This is a genomic window from Microbacterium sp. KNMS, from assembly GCF_053851835.1.
Map to the genome: position 1 here is coordinate 148652 of NZ_JBSQBP010000001.1, position 20611 is coordinate 169262.

General features: G+C 73.7%; 15 protein-coding genes and 1 tRNA gene. 3 read left to right on the top strand and 13 right to left on the bottom strand.

Annotated features, from left to right (window positions below):
• Positions 1-128: 128 nt before the first annotated feature.
• The 8 genes from prfA to argS all read right to left on the bottom strand — a co-directional run bounded on the left by prfA (position 129) and on the right by argS (position 10927).
• Positions 129-1202 carry a peptide chain release factor 1 gene (gene prfA, locus ACWXWW_RS00695; RefSeq protein ID WP_324012044.1) on the bottom strand — a complete coding sequence of 358 codons (1074 nt, stop codon included), beginning with the start codon at positions 1200-1202 and terminating at the stop codon, positions 129-131.
• Positions 1203-1221: 19 nt separating this feature from the next.
• Positions 1222-3462, bottom strand: coding sequence for a transcription termination factor Rho (gene rho / locus ACWXWW_RS00700; RefSeq protein WP_455968201.1), 2241 nt, complete (start codon positions 3460-3462; stop codon positions 1222-1224).
• A 153-nt stretch (positions 3463-3615) separates the two neighbouring features.
• Positions 3616-4548: a homoserine kinase gene (gene thrB / locus ACWXWW_RS00705; protein WP_271172240.1), complete on the bottom strand. Its 933-nt coding sequence runs from the start codon at positions 4546-4548 to the stop codon at positions 3616-3618.
• A complete protein-coding gene (gene thrC / locus ACWXWW_RS00710) occupies positions 4545-5633 on the bottom strand; it encodes a threonine synthase (RefSeq protein ID WP_455968202.1) in 1089 nt (362 codons plus the stop codon). Before thrC ends, thrB begins: the two co-directional genes overlap by 4 nt.
• A 2-nt stretch (positions 5634-5635) precedes the next feature.
• Positions 5636-6940, bottom strand: coding sequence for a homoserine dehydrogenase (locus ACWXWW_RS00715; RefSeq protein WP_421075622.1), 1305 nt, complete (start codon positions 6938-6940; stop codon positions 5636-5638).
• A complete protein-coding gene (lysA, locus tag ACWXWW_RS00720) occupies positions 6937-8367 on the bottom strand; it encodes a diaminopimelate decarboxylase (protein ID WP_455968204.1) in 1431 nt (476 codons plus the stop codon). The genes ACWXWW_RS00715 and lysA overlap by 4 nt, the downstream gene beginning before the upstream one ends.
• A 120-nt stretch (positions 8368-8487) precedes the next feature.
• The gene (locus tag ACWXWW_RS00725) at positions 8488-9258 is read right to left on the bottom strand and encodes an LmeA family phospholipid-binding protein (protein ID WP_455968206.1); all 771 of its coding nucleotides are present in this window, start codon (positions 9256-9258) and stop codon (positions 8488-8490) included.
• A gap of 1 nt (position 9259) precedes the next feature.
• Positions 9260-10927, bottom strand: coding sequence for an arginine--tRNA ligase (argS, locus tag ACWXWW_RS00730; RefSeq protein WP_455968207.1), 1668 nt, complete (start codon positions 10925-10927; stop codon positions 9260-9262).
• A gap of 60 nt (positions 10928-10987) precedes the next feature.
• Between argS and ACWXWW_RS00735 the strand changes: the two genes are divergently transcribed.
• From ACWXWW_RS00735 to hrpB, 3 genes are all read left to right on the top strand, one after another.
• Positions 10988-11836, top strand: a complete 849-nt coding sequence (locus ACWXWW_RS00735) for an SGNH/GDSL hydrolase family protein (RefSeq protein WP_324012051.1) — start codon at positions 10988-10990, stop codon at positions 11834-11836.
• A 16-nt stretch (positions 11837-11852) separates the two neighbouring features.
• Positions 11853-11925, top strand: a tRNA-Arg gene (locus ACWXWW_RS00740).
• 70 nt (positions 11926-11995) lie between these two features.
• The gene (gene hrpB / locus ACWXWW_RS00745; RefSeq protein ID WP_455968208.1) at positions 11996-14584 is read left to right on the top strand and encodes an ATP-dependent helicase HrpB; all 2589 of its coding nucleotides are present in this window, start codon (positions 11996-11998) and stop codon (positions 14582-14584) included.
• A 57-nt stretch (positions 14585-14641) separates the two neighbouring features.
• Here the strand turns inward: hrpB and ACWXWW_RS00750 are convergent, their stop codons facing one another.
• From ACWXWW_RS00750 to ACWXWW_RS00770, 5 genes are all read right to left on the bottom strand, one after another.
• Positions 14642-16735 carry a RecQ family ATP-dependent DNA helicase gene (locus ACWXWW_RS00750; RefSeq protein ID WP_455968210.1) on the bottom strand — a complete coding sequence of 698 codons (2094 nt, stop codon included), beginning with the start codon at positions 16733-16735 and terminating at the stop codon, positions 14642-14644.
• A gap of 198 nt (positions 16736-16933) precedes the next feature.
• Positions 16934-18049: an FAD-dependent oxidoreductase gene (locus tag ACWXWW_RS00755; protein WP_455968212.1), complete on the bottom strand. Its 1116-nt coding sequence runs from the start codon at positions 18047-18049 to the stop codon at positions 16934-16936.
• A 10-nt stretch (positions 18050-18059) separates the two neighbouring features.
• Positions 18060-18941 (bottom strand): CPBP family intramembrane glutamic endopeptidase, encoded by an 882-nt coding sequence (locus tag ACWXWW_RS00760; protein WP_455968214.1) that lies wholly within the window; start codon positions 18939-18941, stop codon positions 18060-18062.
• 3 nt (positions 18942-18944) lie between these two features.
• The gene (gene trmB, locus ACWXWW_RS00765) at positions 18945-19670 is read right to left on the bottom strand and encodes a tRNA (guanosine(46)-N7)-methyltransferase TrmB (protein ID WP_455968215.1); all 726 of its coding nucleotides are present in this window, start codon (positions 19668-19670) and stop codon (positions 18945-18947) included.
• A gap of 54 nt (positions 19671-19724) precedes the next feature.
• Positions 19725-20558, bottom strand: a complete 834-nt coding sequence (locus ACWXWW_RS00770; RefSeq protein WP_271172262.1) for a DUF3097 domain-containing protein — start codon at positions 20556-20558, stop codon at positions 19725-19727.
• Positions 20559-20611: the final 53 nt, after the last annotated feature.

A 20611-nucleotide genomic window follows, 5' to 3' on the forward strand; every position in this document is an offset into this window, starting at 1 on the left:
CCCGACACGGCGACACCCGCCCAGGTCGCACTTCGCGGCCCCCAACCGACCAATACGGACGGAAACCGCGACCCGAACGGGGCGACACCCCGCCCAACGGGGCGACGGATGGCGTCAGCCGGCCGAGATCACTCCCCGAGCGACGCGAGGCGCTCGGCCTCGTCGGCCTCGATGCAGGACTGCACGACGGGCTCGAGCGCGCCGTCCATCACCTGGTCGAGGTTGTACGCCTTGTATCCCGTGCGGTGGTCCGCGATGCGGTTCTCGGGGAAGTTGTAGGTGCGGATGCGCTCCGAGCGGTCCATGCCGCGGATCTGCGACTTGCGCGCATCGGCCGCGACGGCCGCGAGCTCCTCCTGCTGCTTGGCGAGCAGACGCGCGCGGAGGACGCGCATGCCCGCCTCGCGGTTCTGCAGCTGCGACTTCTCGTTCTGCATCGACACGACGATGCCGGTCGGCACGTGCGTGATGCGCACCGCCGAGTCGGTCGTGTTGACCGACTGGCCGCCGGGTCCGGACGACCGGAAGACATCGATCTTCAGGTCGTTCGGGTCGATGTGGATCTCCTCGGGCTCGTCCACCTCGGGGAAGACGAGCACGCCGGTCGTCGAGGTGTGGATGCGCCCCTGCGACTCGGTCGCGGGGACGCGCTGCACGCGGTGCACGCCGCCCTCGTACTTGAGATGCGCCCACACGCCCTGCGCGGGGTCGTTCGAGGACCCCTTGATGGCGACCTGCACGTTCTTGTAGCCGCCGAGGTCGGACTCGTCGCGCTCGAGGAGCTCGGTCTTCCACCCCTTCGACGCCGCGTACTGCATGTACATGCGCAGGAGATCGGCCGCGAAGAGGGCGCTCTCGGCGCCGCCCTCGCCGGCCTTGATCTCCATGATCACGTCGCGCGCGTCATCCGGGTCGCGCGGGATGAGGAGACGCCGCAGCCGCTCCTGCGCCTGCGCGAGGTGCTCCTCGAGTGCCGGCACCTCCTCGGCGAAGGCGTCGTCCTCCTTCGCGAGCTCGCGAGCGGCCTCGAGGTCCTCCCCCGCGGCGATCCACTCCTCGTGCGCGCGCACGATGCGGCTGAGCTCGGCGTAGCGCCGGTTGACCCGCTTGGCGCGCGCCGCGTCGGCGTGCACGGCGGGGTCGGAGAGCTCCTCCTGCACCCGCCGGTGCTCGTCGATCAGCGCCTGGACGGACTCGAACACGCGTGCTCCCCCGCCCGCGTCAGCGGATGTCGTTCTCGTGGCCCGAGCCGCGGCCGCCCGTCGCCGGGATCGACTTCTGCATCTGCACGAGGAACTCGACGTTCGACTGCGTCTCCTTGAGCTTGTCGAGGATGACGCCGAGCGCGTGCTGCTGGTCGAGGCCCGCGAGGGCGCGACGCAGCTTCCACGTGATCTTCACCTCGTCGGGCGACAGGAGCATCTCCTCACGGCGCGTGGACGACGCGTTGACGTCGACCGCCGGGAAGATCCGCTTGTCGGCGAGCTGACGCGAGAGGCGCAGCTCCATGTTGCCGGTGCCCTTGAACTCCTCGAAGATCACCTCGTCCATCTTCGATCCGGTCTCGACGAGCGCCGTGGCGAGGATGGTCAGCGAGCCGCCGTTCTCGATGTTGCGCGCGGCGCCGAAGAAGCGCTTGGGCGGGTAGAGCGCCGACGCGTCGACGCCGCCCGTGAGCACGCGGCCCGAGGTCGGGGCCGAGATGTTGTACGCGCGTCCGAGGCGCGTGATCGAGTCGAGCAGCACGACGACGTCGCGGCCCAGCTCGACGAGGCGCTTCGCCCGCTCGATCGCGAGCTCGGCGACCGTCGTGTGGTCCTCCGCGGGACGGTCGAACGTCGAGGCGATGACCTCGCCCTTGACCGACCGCTGCATGTCGGTGACCTCCTCGGGGCGCTCGTCGACGAGCACGACCATGAGGTGGGCCTCGGGGTTGTTCTGCGAGATCGCGTTCGCGATCTGCTGGAGGACGATCGTCTTGCCGGCCTTGGGCGGCGCGACGATGAGGCCGCGCTGGCCCTTCCCGATCGGCGCGACGAGGTCGATGATGCGCTGCGTGAGCTTCTCGGGCGCGGTCTCGAGGCGGAGGCGCTCCTGCGGGTAGAGCGGCGTGAGGTCGCCGAACTCGACGCGGTTCGCGGCGTCCTCGACGGACAGGCCGTTGATCGAGTCGACCTTGACGAGCGCGTTGTACTTCTGCCGGCCCGTCGACTCGCCCTCGCGCGGCTGCTTGATCGCGCCGACGATCGCGTCGCCCTTGCGGAGGTGGTACTTCTTCACCTGGCCGAGCGAGACGTAGACGTCCTGGTGCCCCGGGAGGTAGCCCGTGGTGCGGACGAACGCGTAGTTGTCGAGCACATCCAGAACGCCCGCGATCGGGATGAGGACGTCGTCCTCGCCGATCTCGGTGTCGAACTCGTCGTCGGCGCCGCCCCGGCGCTTGTTGCGCGCGCGACCACGGCCCTCGTTCTGCGCCTGGGCCTGTGCCTGGCCGCGCCCCTGGCGCTGACCGCCGCGGTCCCCGCGGTCGCCCTCGTCGTTGGCGTCGTCCTGCGTCGCGCGGGCGTCGTCGCCCTGTGCCTCGCCGTTGCCCTTGTTGCGGCCTCGGCGGTTGCGGTTGCGGCCTCGGCGGCCGGTGCTCTCCTCCGAGCGCTCGCTCTCGCGGCCGCCCTCGGCGCGTGCGGCGTCGGACGCCTCGTCGGCGTCGCCCTGCGCGTCGGCGGGCGCCTCCTCGGCGGCCGGCTCGGCCTTGCGGACCGGACGGCGGTTGCGGCCACGGCCACGGCCGCCCTCGGCCTGCTCGCCCTCGGCCTGCTCCGCCGGGGCGGCGTCGGCCTGCTCGGCGGGCTTCTCGGCGTCCTCGGCGGGCACCTCGACGGCGTCCTCCGCGGCGGCCGTCTCGTCAGCGGCCGTCTCGTCGGCGGCCGGCGTCCCCTCAGCGGACGTCGCCTCGTCGGCGGGGGTCTCCTCCGCGGTCGGCGCCTCGTCCATGGCCTCGGGCGAGGGAGCGGTCTCGACCGCCTGCTCGGCGACCTCGACGACCTCCGCGGCGTCGGCGGATGCCGCCGCGTCGGCCTGCGGGGCCTCCTCTGCCGGCGTCTCGACGACGGGGTCGGCCTTCTTCGTGCGGCGCGGCGCGCGCTTGCGCACCGGCTTCGCGGGCGCCTCCTCAGCCGCGGGCGCCTCGTCAGCGGCGGGTGCCTCCTCGGCCGCGGGGGCCTCCTCGCCGGGCGCCTCGACGGCCGCGTCGGCCGTGCCGGCCGACTTCACGCGGCGCGGCGCGCGCTTGCGCACGGGCTTGGCGGGCGCCTCCTCGGCGGGTGCCGCATCTGCGGCGGGCTGGGCGTCGGCCTGCGGGCTCTCGGCGGGCGACGTCTCGGTCGCCTGCGCCTCGGGCTGCGCGTCGAAGAGGGTCTCTTCTCCGCCGACGGCGTCGTTCTGGATCTCGGAGATCGGCTCCACGAGTACTCCTGTCGGTATTGCGTGGCATGACCCGAACCGCACTGGCGGGATTCGCGTGACGCGCGCCACGACGCGCGTGGATCTCGGCCGGTCTCGGAGACGGCGGGGATCGTGCGGGGGCTTCGCAGAATTGCGACGGTGGCTTCGAACGTGCTATTCAGCACCCACCGGGATGTCCCTCACTGTACCACCTTTGAAATCGACGGCGAGCATGAGGGCGTCCCACGGGGTGTCCGCGACGCGGGCGACGAGCTCGGCTGCCTCGACGCGGCGGCCGGGGCCGTCGGCGAGGACGAGGACGCTCGGGCCCGCGCCCGAGACGACGGCCGCGAAGCCCGCCGCGCGCAGCGCCTGCACGAGCCGGTGCGTCTCGGGCATCGCCTCGGCGCGGTAGTTCTGGTGGAGCTTGTCCTCTGTCGCGGCGAGCAGCAGCTCGGGGCTCTGCGTGAGCGCTGCGATGAGGAGCGCCGAGCGCGAGACGTTGAACACGGCGTCCTCGCGCGGCACCTGCAGGGGCTGCAGGCTGCGTGCGAGGGACGTCGACATGGTCGTCTCCGGCACGAAGACGACGGGCGCGACGCCGCGATGCACGAGGAGCTTCTTGTGCTGCGGGCCCCGCTCGTCGACCCACGCGATCGTGAGCCCGCCGAAGAGGGCGGGTGCGACGTTGTCCGGGTGTCCTTCGAGCTCGGTCGCGAGGCGGAGGAGGTCGTTCTCGGAGAGCTCGACGTCGCCCTCGAGGAGCCCCTTCGCGGCGAGCACGCCGGCCGAGACGGCGGCGCCCGAGGAGCCGAGTCCGCGCCCGTGCGGGACGCCGTTGTGCGCGACGAGCCGCAGGCCCGGCGCGGGGCGCCCCGCATCGGCGAAGACGTGGCGGATGGCGCGCACGATGAGGTGCGACTCGTCGCGGGGGATCTCCTCCGCGCCCGAGCCGGTCACCTCGATCTCGAGCTCGCCCTCCGGCAGGGCCGTCACGGTGAGCTCGTCGTACGCCGACAGCGCGAGGCCGAGGGTGTCGAACCCGGGGCCCAGGTTGGCGCTCGTGGCCGGCACGCGGACGTGCACCGAGCGCCGGGCTGGCGTCACGCGGGCGCTCCGACGGGAGCGAGCCCGAGCACGTCGGCGACGTCGGAGGTCGAGGCGTCGACGACCGTCGGGGTCACCTCCGAGCCGTCCTCCTGCTTGAGCGCCCACTGCGGATCCTTGAGCCCGTGCCCCGTGACGGTGATCGCGACGCGCGAGCCCGCGGGGATCGCGCCCGCCTCGGCGCGCTCGAGGAGACCGGCGACGCCGATCGCGGACGCCGGCTCGACGAACACGCCGGCCGTGCTCGCGAGGAGCCGCTGCGCGGCGAGGATGGCCGAGTCGGAGACCGCGCCGAAGTACCCGTCGGTCTTCTCGCGCGCCGCGAGGGCGAGCTCCCACGAGGCGGGGTTGCCGATGCGGATGGCCGTGGCGATCGTCTCCGGGTTCTTCACGACCTCGCCGCGGACGATCGGCGCCGAGCCCTCGGCCTGGAAGCCGAACATGCGCGGCACGCGCGTCGACGTGCCGGCCTCGGCGTCCTCGACGTACCCGCGCGAGTAGGCGGTGTAGTTGCCGGCGTTGCCGATCGGGATGAAGTGGAAGTCGGGGGCGTCGCCGAGCTGCGAGACGATCTCGTACGCCGCGGTCTTCTGGCCCTCGATGCGGTCGGGGTTGACCGAGTTCACGAGGTGCACGGGGTAGCTCTCGCTGAGCTCGCGCGCGATCTCGAGGCAGTCGTCGAAGTTGCCGCGGATCTGGATGAGCTGGCCGCCGTGGATGACGGCCTGGCTGAGCTTGCCCATGGCGATCTTGCCCTCGGGCACGAGGACCGCCGCGGTGATCCCCGCGTGTGCGGCGTACGCCGCGGCCGAGGCCGACGTGTTGCCGGTCGACGCGCAGATGACGGCCTTCGCGCCGTGCTCGACGGCGCGCGAGAGCGCGACGGTCATGCCGCGGTCCTTGAACGAGCCGGTCGGGTTCATGCCCTCGAACTTGATCCAGACATCCGCGCCCGTGCGCTGCGACAGGGCGGGTGCCGGGATGAGCGGCGTGCCGCCCTCGCCGAGGGTCACGACGGTCGAGGCGTCGGTGACGCCCAGACGGTCGGCGTACTCGCGCATCACTCCGCGCCAGACGTGGGCCATGGTCATTCTCCTTCCACGCGCAGCACCGAGGCCACGCGCTCGACGACATCGCTCTGAGCGAGGCGGGCGACGGTGTCGCTGAGCGCCTGCTCCCGAGCCCTGTGGGTTCCGATCACGATGCGGGCGGTGCCCTCGTCATCGACGGTCTGCTCGACGGTCGCCGCGGAGACGCCGCCGTCGTTGAGGATGCCCGCGATCGTCGCGAGCACGCCCTGCTCGTCCGACACCTCGAGGGTGATCTGGTAGCGCGTCGTGATGCGCCCGATCTCGGCGGTCGGCAGGCTCTGGCGCGCCGACTCCCCCACGCCCACGCCGCCGGCGATGTGGCGGCGGGCGGCCGAGACGACGTCGCCGAGCACGGCCGACGCGGTCTGCACGCCGCCCGCTCCCGCGCCGTAGAACATGAGGGGGCCCGCCGCCTCGGCCTCGACGAACACGGCGTTGTTGCCGCCGTGCACCGTCGCGAGGGGATGGTCGCGGCTGATGAGCGCGGGATACACGCGCACCGAGATCGACTCGTCCTCCCCTTCGGCGCCGGGCAGGCGCTCGCACACGGCGAGGAGCTTGATGACGAAGCCCGCGCGGCGCGCGCCCTCGATCATGTCGGCCGTGATCGACTCGATGCCCTCGCGGTGCACGTGCTCCATCGCGACCTCGGTGTGGAACGCGAGGCTCGCGAGGATGGCCGCCTTCTGGGCCGCGTCGTATCCCTCGAGGTCGAGGGTCGGGTCGGCCTCGAGGTAGCCGAGGTCCGTCGCGATGCGCTGCGCCTCCTCGGCGGAGAGCCCCTCGCGGTCCATCTTGTCGAGGATGAAGTTCGTCGAGCCGTTGACGATGCCGAAGATGCGGACGATCCGGTCGCCTGCGAGCGAGTCCTTCAGGGGGCGGATGATCGGGATCGCGCCTGCGACGGCGGCCTCGTACGAGACGGACGCGCCGACCTGGTCGGCGGCGTCGAAGATCTCGGCGCCGTGAGCGGCGAGGAGGGCCTTGTTGCCCGTCACGACGTCGGCGCCCGAGTTCAGGGCGGTGAGGATGTGGGTGCGGGCGGGCTCGATGCCGCCCATGAGCTCGATGACGATGTCGGCGCCGACGATGAGGTTCTCGGCGTCGGTCGTGAGCAGCTCGCGCGGGAGCTCGACGTCGCGAGGGGCGTCGAGGTCGCGGACGAGGATGCCCGAGAGCTCGAGGCTCGCGCCGCTGCGCTCGGCGAGGTCGTCGCCGTGCTCGAGAAGCAGGCGCGCGACCTGCGAGCCGACGGAACCGGCGCCCAGCAGGGCGACCCTCAGCGTGCGGTGGTCGATCATCCTTCTCCCTCTCCGGCCGCGAGGCCGGTCTCGGTGTCGAGCCCGGCGTCGCGGGCGAGCAGATCGTCGATCGTCTCGCCGCGCACGATCACGCGGGCGCTCCCCCCGCGGACCGCCACGACGGGCGGACGCGGGACGTGGTTGTAGTTGCTCGCGAGCGGCACGGTGTACGCGCCCGTCGCGGGGACGGCGAGCAGGTCGCCGGGCGTGACGTCGCCCGGAAGGTACTCGTGGTCGACGACGATGTCGCCCGACTCGCAGTGCATGCCGACGACGCGCACGAGCGCGGGAGCGTCCATCCCCTCGCGCGACGCGAGCCGCGCCGAGTACTGAGCGCCGTACAGCGCGCCGCGCGCGTTGTCGCTCATGCCGCCGTCGACGCTCACGTAGAGGCGGTCGCGCTCTCCGTCGGGCGTCTGCACGCGGACCGGCTTCACGGTGCCGACCTCGTAGAGCGTGACGCCCGCGGTGCCGATGATGCTGCGGCCCGGCTCGAAGGCGAGGGTCGGCAGCGGGATGCCGCGCGCGTCGCACTCGTCCGCGACGGCCCCGACGATGCCCTCCGCGAGCTCCTCGATGGGCGAGGGATCGTCGGCTCGCGTGTAGGCGATCCCGAAGCCCCCGCCGAGGTTGAGCAGCGGGATCTCCCCGCCCGCGAGGAGGCGCTCGTGCAGCTCGACGAGCCGCGAGGCCGACTCGCGGAAGCCGGCGACGCCGAAGATCTGCGAGCCGATGTGGCAGTGCAGGCCGGCGAAGCGCACGTGCGGCAGCTCGCGGATGCGGGCCACCGCCTCCTCGGCCGCGCTGAGCGGGAACCCGAACTTCTGGTCCTCGTGCGCCGTCGCGAGGAAGCTGTGCGTCTCGGCGTGCACACCGCTGTTGACGCGCACGAGCACGCTCTGCGTGACATCGAGGCGCTCCGTGATCGCCGCGAGGCGCTCGATCTCGATGAGCGAGTCGACGATGATCGTGCCCACGCCGGCGGTGACGGCGCGCTCGAGCTCCCACACCTGCTTGTTGTTGCCGTGGAAGCCGATGTGCGATGGCGCCACGCCGGCGGCCAGGGCGACCGCGAGCTCGCCGCCCGAGCAGACGTCGATCCGCAGGCCCGCGTCGACCATCCACCGCGCGATCTCGGCGCTCAGGAACGCCTTGCCGGCGTAGTAGACGCGCGCGTCGCCGCCGCGGCGAGCCGCAGCGGACGCGAACGCCTCGCGCGTGCGCACGGCGCGCAAGCGCGCCTCGTCCTCGTCGATCACGACGACCGGGGTCCCGAACTCGCGCGCGAGCGCCGTGGCGGGCACCCCGCCGATGACGAGCACCCCGTTCGCGTCGCGCGACGCCGATGCCGGCCAGACACCGGGCGCGAGGTCGTTCGGGTCAGCGGGAGACGTGAGCCATTCGGGCGCGAGGGCGGACGAGGACACGGGGCACCAATCAGTGGATGGGGGTTCGCCGCGGCGCGGGATGGTCACGTCGCCGCGGTGACTGAGAGTCTATGGCACGCCGCGCGCGACCCGTGCCGCGGGACGACGCACGACGACGCATCAGCCGCAGCTCGCCGCGGCGAGGGCGTCGGGGTCAGAGAGGACGCCGTCGGCGAACGCGAGGCGGACGACGAGATGCTCATCGTCGATGTCGGCCGCGGTCACCTCGAGGCCGTCGGGGAGCGCGTCGACGCGGCACAGTGTGAACGGCCGCGCGAGGGCGCTGAGGTCGACCGGCGCCTGCGCGAGCGTGTCCGCGGTCAGCTCGAGGTCGCCGATCGAGATCGCCTCGGGGGTGAGCACGACGTCGCCGTCCGACACGCTCGGCACGGCGGTGAACGACAGCGGGATGTCCGCGCCCAGCAGGCTCACGTGCGTCGACAGGCGCGCGGCGGGCCCGGGGAGCTGCACGGCGGCATCCCCCCACGTCGCCCAGCTGCCGCCGACCGCGGCGAGCAGCGCGTCGACATCCGCCGCGTCCATCCGGATGGCGGCGGTGCCGCCGAGCGCGCTCAGGTCGTCTCCCCGCACAGGCACCCCGTGCGCGCGCACCGCGACGTCGCCGGACAGCCCGCCGACCGCGACGTCGTCGCTCGCGACGGCGAGGTCGTCGAGCCGGCCCGCGATGAGCTGCGGGATGACGAGCCCGCCGACCCCGACCTCGATGGGCTGGTCGGCCGGCAGCGCGAGCTCCGACACGATCACGTCGCGCACCTGCTGCTTCACGAGCTCGCGCGCGACCGCCTCGCCGACGAGGAACGCCGCGACCGCGACCGCGACGATCACGCCGACGGCGACGAGCGCCCGCAGCGGACGACGGCGGCGCGCCACGTCACATCCGCTCGGGCGCGCTCACACCGAGGAGGTCGAGCCCGTTGCGGAGCACCTGGCCGGTCGCGTCGTTGAGCCACAGGCGCGTGCCGTGCACGGGCTCGACGGACTCGTCGCCCTTGGGCGTGACGCGGCAGCTGTCGTACCAGCGGTGGTACAGGCCGGCGAGCTCCTCGAGGTAGCGCGCGATGCGGTGCGGCTCGCGCAGCTCGGCGGCGAACGCCACGACGCGGGGGAACTCCTGGAGGGCGCCGAGCAGCGCGCTCTCGGTCTCGTGGTCGAGCAGCTCGGGCGCGAACGTCGAGCGGTCGACTCCCGCGTCCACGGCGTTGCGCGCGACGTTCACCGTGCGCGCGTGCGCGTACTGCACGTAGAAGACCGGGTTGTCGTTCGTGCGCCTGCGCAGCTGCTCGGGGTCGAGCGCGAGCGGCGAGTCGGCGGGATACCGCGCGAGCGAGTACCGCAGCGCGTCCGTCCCGATCCACGAGATGAGGTCGTCCATCTCGATGATGTTGCCCGCGCGCTTGGACAGGCGCGCCCCGTTCACCGAGACGAGCTGCCCGATGAGCACCTCGATGTCCTTCTGGGGGTCGTCGCCCGCCGCGCCCGCGAGGGCCTTGAGACGGTGGACGTAGCCGTGGTGGTCGGCGCCCAGCAGGTAGATCTTGTGCTGATAGCCGCGGTCGGACTTCGAGAGGTAGTACGCCGCGTCGGCAGCGAAGTACGTGTAGATCTCGCTGTCGGAGCGGCGGACGACGCGGTCCTTGTCGTCGCCGAACGCGGTCGTGCGCACCCAGACGGCACCGCCGTCCTCGAACACGTGTCCCTGCTCGGCCAGGCGGTCGATGGCCTGGTCGATCGCGCTGGCGCCCTCGGCGCCCTTCTCGTGCAGCGTGCGCTCGCTGAAGAAGACGTCGAAGTGCACGTTGAACGTCTCGAGGGACTGCTTGATCTCCTCGAGCTGGCGCGCATAGCCGAGCTCGCGGGCGACGGCGAGCTGCGCGTCGTCGTCGAGCTCGAGCAGATCGGGGCGCTGCTCGAGGACGTGCGCAGCGAGATCGGCGATGTACTGGCCCGGGTAGCCGCCCTCCGGCGTCGGCTCCCCCTTGGCCGCCGCGAGCACGCTCGCGCCGAACTTGTCCATCTGCGCGCCCGCGTCGTTGATGTAGTACTCGCTGACGAGGTCGGCGCCGCTCGCCTTGAGCACGCGCGCGATCGAGTCGCCGAGCGCGGCCCAGCGCGTGTGGCCGATGTGGAGCGGGCCCGTGGGGTTCGCGCTCACGAACTCGAGGTTGATCGTGTTGCCGACCTGCGTCTCGTTGCGCCCGTATGCCGCGCCCGCGTCGACGATCGTCTTCGCGAGGGCCCCAGCCGCGGCGGCGTCGAGGCGGATGTTGATGAAGCCGGGGCCCGCGACCTCGACCGACGCGATGCCGTCGACCGAGCCGAGGGCGTCGGCGATCTCCTGCGCGAGCTCGCGCGGGTTCGCGCCGAGGCGCTTGGCGAGCTTCATGGCGATGTTCGTGGCCCAGTCGCCGTGATCGCGGTTCTTCGGGCGCTCGAAGACGACGTCGGCGGCGGCCAGGTCGAGGGACTCCTCGGGGCGGCGACGCTCGGCGATCGGAGAGAGGACGGCGAGCAGGGCGGCGGCGAGGGAATCCGGGTTCATAGCGTCACAAGTTTATGACGACGCACGGTGTGGCCACGCCGAGTGCTTATCCTCGTTCGCATGACCGCGGCGCACCCGACCCGCCGGCCCGTCGTGCTCGCCGCGGCGATCGGCTTCCTCCTGCTCGCCGCCGCCCTCGTGCTCGGGGTCTGGCGGCCCTGGGCGCCGCTTCCCGTGCCCGACGCGGCGGGCGCGTCCGATCGCGAGGCGGCTTCCGCCGAGAGCACCGCGACGATCGCGCTGCCCGACGACCCGACGGTGCTCGTCTTCGGCGATTCGTGGACCTACGGCTCGGCGGCGACGACCCCGACGGGCGGGTACGCGTACCGCTTCGGGGAGCTCGAGGGCTGGGAGACCGTCGTCGACGGCGTGCGGGGCAGCGGGTACCTCAAGCCGGGGATCGACGGCCCGGCCTTCGGCGAGCGCATCGCCGCGCTCGATCCCGCGCTCGATCCGGATCTCGTCATCGTCCAGGGCTCGATCAACGACCGCCGACAGGACCTGTCGCGCTACGCGGGCGCGGTGAATGCGGCATGGGACGCGCTCGCGGAGCTCTACCCCGACGCCGCGATCGTCATCCTCGGCCCCGCGCCGCACATCCTTCCGGTCGAGGACACGACGGCGGAGCTCGACCGCAGGCTCTCGGCGCTCGCGACGGACCGCGGATGGCCGTACATCTCGCCCGTGCAGGACGAGTGGATCACGGCCGCCGACTACCTGCGGCTCATCGACACGTCGGAGCGCGGCGCGCGGCACCCCTCCGACGCCGGACACGCCCATCTCGCGGAGCGCCTCGTCGCGGCCATCGCGGAGATCACGGCCCCCGTGCAGGTCGAGGCCGCGGAGAACCAGCCCGAGCCGGCGCTCCCGGCGGCGCCCGACGTGTACGAGACACCCTCGCCGCGCTGATAAGCTCGATCAGCACGCCTCCGTAGCTCAGGGGATAGAGCGCCGGTTTCCGGTACCGAAGGTCGGGGGTTCGAATCCCTCCGGGGGCACCCGGTGCGAAGGCCCCGCTCGTCTGCGAGCGGGGCCTTCGCCGTTCCCGCCCCCTGAGAGAATCGGACGATGGCCGACCCGCACCGCTTCGACCTCGCCGCGCTCGGCGCGGGGCTCACGGTGTCGACGGCGCGCGACGCGCTGCTTTCGGCAGCCCGGCACGGCGCGTTCGTCGTGACGGCGCCGCCCGGAACGGGCAAGACCACGTTCGTGCCACCGCTGCTCGCGAACGCGGTCGAGGGCCGCGTGCTCGTGACGCAGCCGCGGCGGGTCGCCGTGCGCGCGGCCGCCCGCCGCATCGCGCAGCTGGACGGGTCGGAGCTCGGCGGCCCGGTCGGCTTCAGCGTCCGCGGCGAGCGCGAGGTCGGCCCGCGCACGCGCATCGAGGTCCTCACCCCCGGCGTGCTGCTGCGCCGACTGCTCGCCGATCCCGGTCTCGACGGCGTCGACGCGGTCATCCTCGACGAGGTGCACGAGCGCTCGCTCGACGGCGACCTCCTCCTCGGGATGCTCGCCGAGGCACGCGCGCTCCGCGACGACCTCGTCGTGACGGCCATGTCGGCGACCCTCGATGCGGACGCCGTCGCCCGCCTGCTCGGCGGCGCCGATCATCCCGCGCCCGTCGTCGACGTGCCGTCGCCCCTCCATCCGCTCGCGATCGAGTACGCGCCGGGAGATGCACCGCGCCTCGACGAGCGCGGCGTCACGCGCGCGCACCTCGCGCACCTCGCCCGCGTCGCGACGTCCGCACAGCGCGAGGACGGCTGCGATGCCCTCGTCTTCGTGCCCTCGGCGCGCGATGTCGACGAGCTCGTGCGGCTCATCCGCGACCGCGCGGCGGACATCGAGGTCCTCCCCCTGCACGGCCGGCTGCCCGCCCGCGAGCAGGATCGCGCCACGCAGGGGCGCCGCGCCGGGGAGCCGCCCCGCATCGTCGTGAGCACGGCGCTCGCCGAGAGCTCGCTCACGGTGCCCGGTGTGCGGCTCGTCGTCGACGCGGGCCTCTCGCGCGAGGTGCGCCGAGACCGCGGCCGCGACATGACGGGCCTCGTGACGGTCAGCTCGTCGCGAGCGAGCGCGGACCAGCGAGCCGGGCGCGCGGCACGGCAGGGCCCCGGCCGAGCGGTGCGCGCCTACGCGGAGGTCGACTTCGCGCGGATGCCGGCTGCCGCTGCACCCGAGATCGCCTCGGCCGACCTCGTCGACGCCATGCTCCTCGCGGGAGCGTGGGGCACGCCGGGCGGCGAGGGCCTCGCCCTCCTCACCCCTCCCCCGCGCGCCGCGGTCGCTCAGGCGCTCTCCGTGCTGCACGCGCTCGAGCTGACCGACGCGAGCGGACGGCCGACGGATCTCGGGCGCCGCATCGCACCGCTTCCCGTCGGCGCTCGCGAGGCGCGGGCCCTCCTCGAGGGCGCCGCGATGCTCGGCGATGCGCGCGCGGCCGCCGAGGTCGTCGCGGCGATCTCCGACGACCACCGCGATGCCGACGCCGACCTCGGGCGGATGCTCCGCGAGCTCAGGGATGGCCGCGGCCCGGGCGCCGCGCGCTGGCGGCGCGAGACGACCCGGCTCGCCCGGATCGCGGCATCCGACGCGGCGCCCCGCGGGTCCGGTTCCGGGCCATCCGCGCCGGGCGGGTCCGATCCCGGGCCATCCGCGCCGGGAGCATCCGCGCCGGGAGCCGTCGTCGCCCTCGCGCGGCCCGACTGGATCGCTCGGCGCACGGGCCCGCACGACCGGACGTACCTCCTCGCGAGCGGCACGCGCGCCGCGCTTCCCCCGGGCAGTGCGCTGAGCGCGTCGGAGTGGCTCGCGGTCTGGGAGGTCCAGCGCGCAGAGGGCCGCGCTGCCGAGGGCACCGGCGCCGTCATCCGGATGGCCGCCGCGCTCGCCGAGGAGGACGCGCTCGCGATCGGGGCGGGGCTCACGAGCGACGAGCGCGCCGCACGCATCGAGGGCGGTCGCGTGCGCGTCCGCCGCACCCGCCGCCTCGGCGCCATCCTGCTCGCCGAGACGCCCATCGCGGCGACCCCCGAGGACGTCGGCCCCGCCTTCGCCGCGCACGTCCGCGAGAGAGGCATCGACGCGCTCGCGTGGCGTCCCGAGGCGCTCGCCCTGCGCGCGCGCCTCGCGCTCGTGCACCGGGAGATCGGCCGCCCGTGGCCCGCGGTCGACGATGCCTCCCTGCTCGCGCGCATCGACGACTGGCTGGGGCCCGACCTCTCCCGCCTGCGCGCCGACGCGTCCCTGCACGGGATCGACGTCGAGGCGGCGCTGCGGCGCCTGCTCCCTTGGCCGGAGGCCGCGCGCCTCGACGAGCTCGTGCCCGAGCGGCTCGCCGTGCCATCCGGGTCGCGCGTGCGCATCGACTACGCCGGCGATGTGGATGCACGGCCCGTCGTCGCCGTGAAGCTGCAGGAGGTCTTCGGCCTCGCGCAGACGCCGCGCCTGGTCGAGGGGCGCGTGCCCGTGCTCTTCCATCTGCTCTCCCCCGCGCGGCGTCCTCTCGCCGTGACCGACGACCTCGCGTCCTTCTGGAACGGCCCGTACCAGCAGGTGCGCAGGGAGATGCGCGGGCGCTACCCGCGCCATCCGTGGCCGGAGGATCCGTGGACGGCGCCCGCGACCGCGAAGACGAACCGCGCGGCCGGGCGCTGAGCCCGCTGTCGGCGCCGGGCGCACTCGACGCGGGGCGCTGAGCCTGCTCGGCGCCGCTCAGCTCCGGAGAGCGAGGGCGAACGGCAGGACGGCCGTGGCGCCGGCCCTGCGGAGCTCGCGCGCGGCGAGCGTGAGCGTCCACCGGCTGTCGGCGAGGTCGTCGACGAGCAGGATCGGCCCCGCCGGCACCGCGAGCGGGGACGCGTCGAGGCGACCGTGCAGGTCGGCGACGCGGAACGCGCTGTTGCCGCCGGGGCGGCCGACCGGCGCGGTGGGATCGAGGGCCAGCTCGCCGAGGTAGGGCAGGCGCCCGACCCGCGCGAGCCCCTGGGCGGTCGAGGCGACGAGCTGCGGGTGGGAGCGCGAGGTCACGGAGACGACGGCGACGGGGCGCTCGTCCCAGCCCCAGTCGGCGAGCACGCGCACGCAGGCGTCGAGCAGGCGCGGGGGCACGGGCTGGTCGGGCGCGCCCGCGGCGAAGATCTCGCGCAGGGCACCGCCCCAGCCGAGATCGGTCAGGCGGGCGAGCGCGCGACCCTCGGCCGCCTGCTCCTCGGCCGGGATGCGGCCCTTGAGGGGCACGCCGAGCCGATCGAGACCGGACGGCCACTGGCGCCGCGGCTCGATGGGCACGCCGACGCGGTCGAGGGCGGAGGCGGCGGACGCCGAGACGCCCTGGCCGATCTCGGCGGAGAGCCACGGTCCCGCGCAGTTGTCGCAGCGCCCGCACGGCGCCGCGGTGTCGTCGTCGAGACGGCGCTGCAGGAACTCCATGCGGCACCCGGTGGTCGTCTCGTACTCGAGCATGTGCTCCTGCTCGATGCGACGCTCGGCGGCGATGCGGCTGTACCGCTCGGCGTCGTACGTCCACGGGATGCCGGTCGCGGCCCATCCGCCCTTCTCGCGCCGCACCGCGCCGTCGACGTCGAGCACCTTGAGGAGCAGCTCGAGGGGCGTGCGCCGGATGTCGACGACCGCCTCGAGCGCAGCCGTCGACAGCGGACGATCGGCCGCTCCGAGGGCCGACAGCACGCGCTCGGCGCGCTCCTGGTCGGGCATCGACGCGGTCGCGAAGTAGTGCCAGATGTCGCGGTCCTCGGGGCCCGGAAGCAGCACGACATCCGCGGACGCCGTCGCGCGGCCCGCACGGCCGACCTGCTGGTAGTACGCCACGGGCGACGACGGGGCACCCAGATGGAGCACGAAGCCGAGGTCGGGCTTGTCGAAGCCCATGCCGAGCGCACTCGTCGCGACGAGCGCCTTGACCTCGTTCCGCTTGAGCATCGCCTCCGACTCCGCGCGCTCGTCGGCGTCGCTCTGCCCGGTGTACGCGCGCACGGCGTGGCCGTGATCGCGCAGGAGCCGGGCGGTGTCGTTCGCGGCGGCGACCGTGAGCGTGTAGATGATGCCCGACCCCGGCAGCTCATCGAGGTGGCTGAGCAGCCACGCGAGACGCGCCGTCGCGTCGGGGAGCCGCAGCACGCCGAGGCGCAGAGACGCGCGTGCGAGCGGGCCGCGGATCGTCGTCACGCCCTCCGCACCCAGCTGCTCGACGACGTCGGCGACCACGCGGCTGTTCGCGGTGGCCGTCGTCGCGAGCACAGGGACGGACGGCGGCATCTGCGCGATGAGGTCGCGCAGGCGCCGGTAGTCGGGGCGGAAGTCGTGACCCCAGTCGCTGATGCAGTGGGCCTCGTCGACGACGAGCATGCCGATCCGCCGCACGAGGGCGGGCAGCTGCTCGTCGCGGAACGTCGGGTTGTTGAGCCGCTCAGGAGACACGAGCAGCACGTCGACCTCGTCGGCGTCGAGCTGCGCGAGGACGTCGGTCCACTCGTGCGCGTTCGTCGAGTTGATCGCCACGGCGCGGACGCCGGCCCGCTGCGCGGCTGCGATCTGGTCGCGCATGAGGGCGATGAGGGGCGACACGAGCACCGTCGGCCCGGCTCCCGCGTCTCGGAGCAGCCTCGTCGCCACGAAGTACACGGCCGACTTGCCCCACCCGGTCCGCTGCACGACGAGCGCGCGGCGGCGTCCGCCCACGAGCGCCTCGATCGCCTCGAACTGCCCCTCGTGGAAGTCGGCGTCATCCCGCCCCACGAGCTTCCGGAGGGCCGCGAGCGCGGAGGTCCGCAGGGTGTCGTCGCTCATGCTCCCAGCCTCGCACGGGCATCCGACAGCCGGCCTGGTCCTCCCGCGCCGACCCGGCAGGTCGGACGCACCTCTCGCCCCACCGGACCCGCATGTCTCACCACGCGCGGCTAACCGGCGCCCATACCCACCCACACCGAGACACGCACACGAGGACACCGGGCCAACCCCGCTCACGTCGCGGGATCGGCGCACGGATCACCGTCGCAGGGCGAAGAACGGATCCGGATGGCCCGCGCCGGTCGCGAGGGAAGCCAGGTGCTCGCCGAGCGCGGGGGCGAACTTGAACCCGTGCCCCGCGAAGCCCGCGGCGACGATGATCGGCCCCGCCGCGTCGAGGATGAAGTCCTCGCCCTCGCGCGACGTGTACGTGCAGCTGATCGGCTCCAGCCGATCGGGGTCCGCGCCGGGCATCCACTCGCGCACATACGCGCGCAGTGCGGCGACGACGTGCTCCTCGGGCGCGAACGTGCGCGTCGCGGGTGTGACCTCGGGGCCCGCGCCGTGCCATCCGACCTTGAGGCCCTCGCCCGGCGACACGAGCCCGTAGATCGGCCCGAGCCATCCGAACCCGGACGGCTCGGCGAAGTGGTTGACGCTCGGCCAGCCCGCGCCGTCGTCGCCCGCGGCGAGCGCGAAGTGGGCGGGATGCTCCTCCGTGACCCGCAGGCGCGGCAGGCCGACGACGCCCGCGAGCAGCTCCGACGACCACGCGCCCGCCGCGACGACCGCACGGCGCGCGCGGACGACGAGATCGCCGGCGCGCACCTCGGCCGTCCCGTCGCCGAGGACGCGGATCCCGTCGACGCGCACGCCGTGTCGGATGTCTCCGCCGAAGCGCGCAGCGAGGGCGTGGAACGCGCGGACGGCGCGCTCGGCCCAGATCCGCCCGCCGTCCGGCAGGAAGAGCGCGTCGCTCGCGAACCGCATCCCCGGCCAGCGGCGCGCGGCCTCGCCCGCGGGAACCGTCTCCACGGCGAACCCGGCGCGCGGCGCGTTCTCGCGCAGGCGCTCGGCATCGGGAACGGGCCCGCGGTTCACGATGCCGGTCTGCTCGAGGATGGTCTCGCCCGACTCCGCCTCGAGCTCGCGCCACAGGGGCAGCGCACGCGTGAGCAGCCGCAGGTACGCGGGCTCCGCGTACGACGGGTTGAAGTTGCGGGTCGACGCGTGTGAGGCGCCGAGCGCGTGGGCGGCCTCGTGCGCCTCGAGCAGCACGACCTCGCGCCCTTCGCGGGCGAGCGCCCACGCGGTCGCGGCGCCGACGACGCCGCCTCCGACGACGACGGTCTCGACGTCCATCCGATCGGTCATGCGGGTCTCCTCACACCAGGAAGAACGGGACGGCTCCGGGGTTGTGCGCGTGCACGAGCACGAGGAACACGACGGCGTCGAAGAGCAGGTGCACGGTCACGACGTAGGCCAGCGAGTGCGTGCGCAGGAAGATCCACCCCTGCAGCAGCGCGAACGGGATCGTCAGCACGGGACCCCACGCGCGGTAGCCGAGCTCCCACAGGAACGACACGAACACGATCGCCTGGAGCGCGTTGGCGGCCGTCGTCGGGAAGTGCCGCAGCAGCAGCGCGAACACCGTGCACACGAAGAAGAGCTCGTCCCAGATGCCCACGGCGCCCACGCCCACGAAGAGCCGCGCGATGAGGTCGGCGGTGTCGACCACCGGCCAGTTGCGGTACACGCCCGACGTGATGAAGTAGAACGGCAGGATCAGCCATCCGAGCGCGAGCACCGCGACGAGCCACCCCCACTGCAGGCGCGTCCAGCGCCGGCCCGTCCGCCACGGGAACGCGATCGCGCGGTCGCGGTAGACGAACCGCGAGACCGCGTACGGCACGGCGACCGCGCCGCCGAGCGCGATCGTGAAGCGGATCATCGCGGCGTCGTCGAGCTCGGCCGCGAGCGGGATGGCGCTCACGATGAGCAGCCCGATCGCGATGAGCGACAGATCCCGCGCGAGGGAGGGCATGGGCGCGGATGGCCCGGGCGCGGATGGCGCGGATGGCGCGAGGGCCCAGGGCGCGACACCGCGCGACCGGTCCGCCGCGATCGCGAGGGCGATGCCGGCCGCGAGCAGCAGCCATCCGAGCCACGGCACGAGCAGCACGAAGAACGCCGGAGCCGCGAGGCACGTGAGAAGCGCGGCGGCGAGCGGGAGCGGCGCGACGGCGCGCGCACCGGGCACGGCCACCCGTCAGCTCCGCGCGACGCGGCGGTAGACGAGATCGCGGATCTCGCGCCCCTTCTCGATGCCCTTGCGCTCGAAGGCCGTCATCACCCGTCCGTCGAAGCGGTCGGCCCAGTCCCCGTCGAACGCGCGCTCGAACTCGGGCGCGTCGTCGAGCACCTCGCGCATCTGCAGGGCGTAGTCCTCCCAGTCCGTCGCGAGGCGCAGGAGGCCGCCGTCGCGCAGGGCTCGGCCCGCCGTGGCGCCGAACCCGGGGCGGATCATCCGACGCTTCGTGTGCCGCTTCTTGTGCCACGGGTCGGAGAAGAAGATCCAGACCTCGTCGGCGCCGCCCTCCGGCAGGAGCGTCTCGAGCACCTCGGGCGCGTTCGCCTCGATGAGACGGAGGTTGCGCACGCCGGCGGCGTCGGCGTCGAGCATCGTCCGCGCGAGCCCCGCGCGGAACACCTCGACGGCGAGGAAGTCGACGTCGGGCCGGGTCGACGCGGCGTGCACGATCGCGTGCCCCTGCCCCGACCCGATCTCGACGATGAGCGGCGCCACGCGGCCGTACTCCTGCGCGGGGACGAACCGCGCGTCGGGGTGGACCGATGTCGACGCGATCGCCCGCGGCACGTCGAAGAAGTACGTCGGCGCGAGCTCGGCCCACGCGCGCTCCTGCGCCTCCGACATGCGCCCGCTGCGGCGGACGAACGAGACGGGATGGTCGCGGAAGGTGCGGGGCTCGGGCATGCCTCCAGGGTACTTTCCGCCGCCGTGCCCTCCCCGTGGGTCAGGCGCCGCGGGTCACGGGGCCGTGACGAAGTCGATGAGCTCCTCGACCCTGCCGAGCAGCTCGGGCTCGAGGTCGCGGTACGTCGTCACGCGCGAGAGGATGCGCTGCCACGCGAGGCCGAGGTCCTCCTTGGTCTCGGCGGGCCAGCCGAGGCCGCGGCAGATGCCGGTCTTCCAGTCGGTGCCTCGCGGCACGACGGGCCAGCGCGCGATGCCGACCGCCTGCGGCTTGACGCACTGCCACACGTCGACGAACGGATGGCCGACGATGCGGACGTGCGCACCGTGGCGCCCGCGCGCGATCTGCTCGGCGATGCGCGACTCCTTGGACCCCGGGACGAGGTGGTCGACGAGCACGCCGTAGCGGCGCTTTGCCGACGGCGGCTCCTCCTCGAGGAGCTCATGCAGGAGGTCGATGCCCTGGAGGAACTCGACCGCCACGCCCTCGACGCGCAGATCGGCGCCCCAGACCTTCTCCACGAGCTCGGCGTCGTGCTTCCCCTCCACGAGGATGCGACTCGGCAGCGCGACCCGCGCCCGCTGATCCTCGACCGCGAACGATCCGGATGCCGTGCGGCGGCGGCCCTGCGGTGCCGCCTTCGGCGGGACGAGGGCGACCGGCTCGCCGTCGATGAGGAAGCCCGCGCCGAGCGGGAAGACGCGCGTGCGCCCCTTCCAGTCCTCGAGCTCGACGCTGCCGTTCTCGACGCGCGTGATCGCGCCGCAGTACCCGTCTCCCGCGACCTCGACGACGAGGTCGAGCTCCGCGGGGACCGGCTTCGACGTCTTCCTGCCCTTCTCGCGCCATCCCGCCGCGAGCACGTCGGTGCCGTATCTGTCGTCCATGAGGGTCCTCCCGCCCTCCATCCCACCACGGGCCGCCGACCCGTCGCGGAGCG

Coding starts and splice junctions, on each gene's coding strand:
- thrC (WP_455968202.1), bottom strand. CDS start 5,633: ATGGCCCACGTCTGGCGCGGAGTGATGCGCGAGTACGCCGACCGTCTG.
- ACWXWW_RS00715 (WP_421075622.1), bottom strand. CDS start 6,940: ATGATCGACCACCGCACGCTGAGGGTCGCCCTGCTGGGCGCCGGTTCC.
- argS (WP_455968207.1), bottom strand. CDS start 10,927: ATGAACCCGGATTCCCTCGCCGCCGCCCTGCTCGCCGTCCTCTCTCCG.
- ACWXWW_RS00735 (WP_324012051.1), top strand. CDS start 10,988: ATGACCGCGGCGCACCCGACCCGCCGGCCCGTCGTGCTCGCCGCGGCG.
- hrpB (WP_455968208.1), top strand. CDS start 11,996: ATGGCCGACCCGCACCGCTTCGACCTCGCCGCGCTCGGCGCGGGGCTC.
- ACWXWW_RS00750 (WP_455968210.1), bottom strand. CDS start 16,735: ATGAGCGACGACACCCTGCGGACCTCCGCGCTCGCGGCCCTCCGGAAG.
- ACWXWW_RS00755 (WP_455968212.1), bottom strand. CDS start 18,049: ATGACCGATCGGATGGACGTCGAGACCGTCGTCGTCGGAGGCGGCGTC.
- trmB (WP_455968215.1), bottom strand. CDS start 19,670: ATGCCCGAGCCCCGCACCTTCCGCGACCATCCCGTCTCGTTCGTCCGC.
- ACWXWW_RS00770 (WP_271172262.1), bottom strand. CDS start 20,558: ATGGACGACAGATACGGCACCGACGTGCTCGCGGCGGGATGGCGCGAG.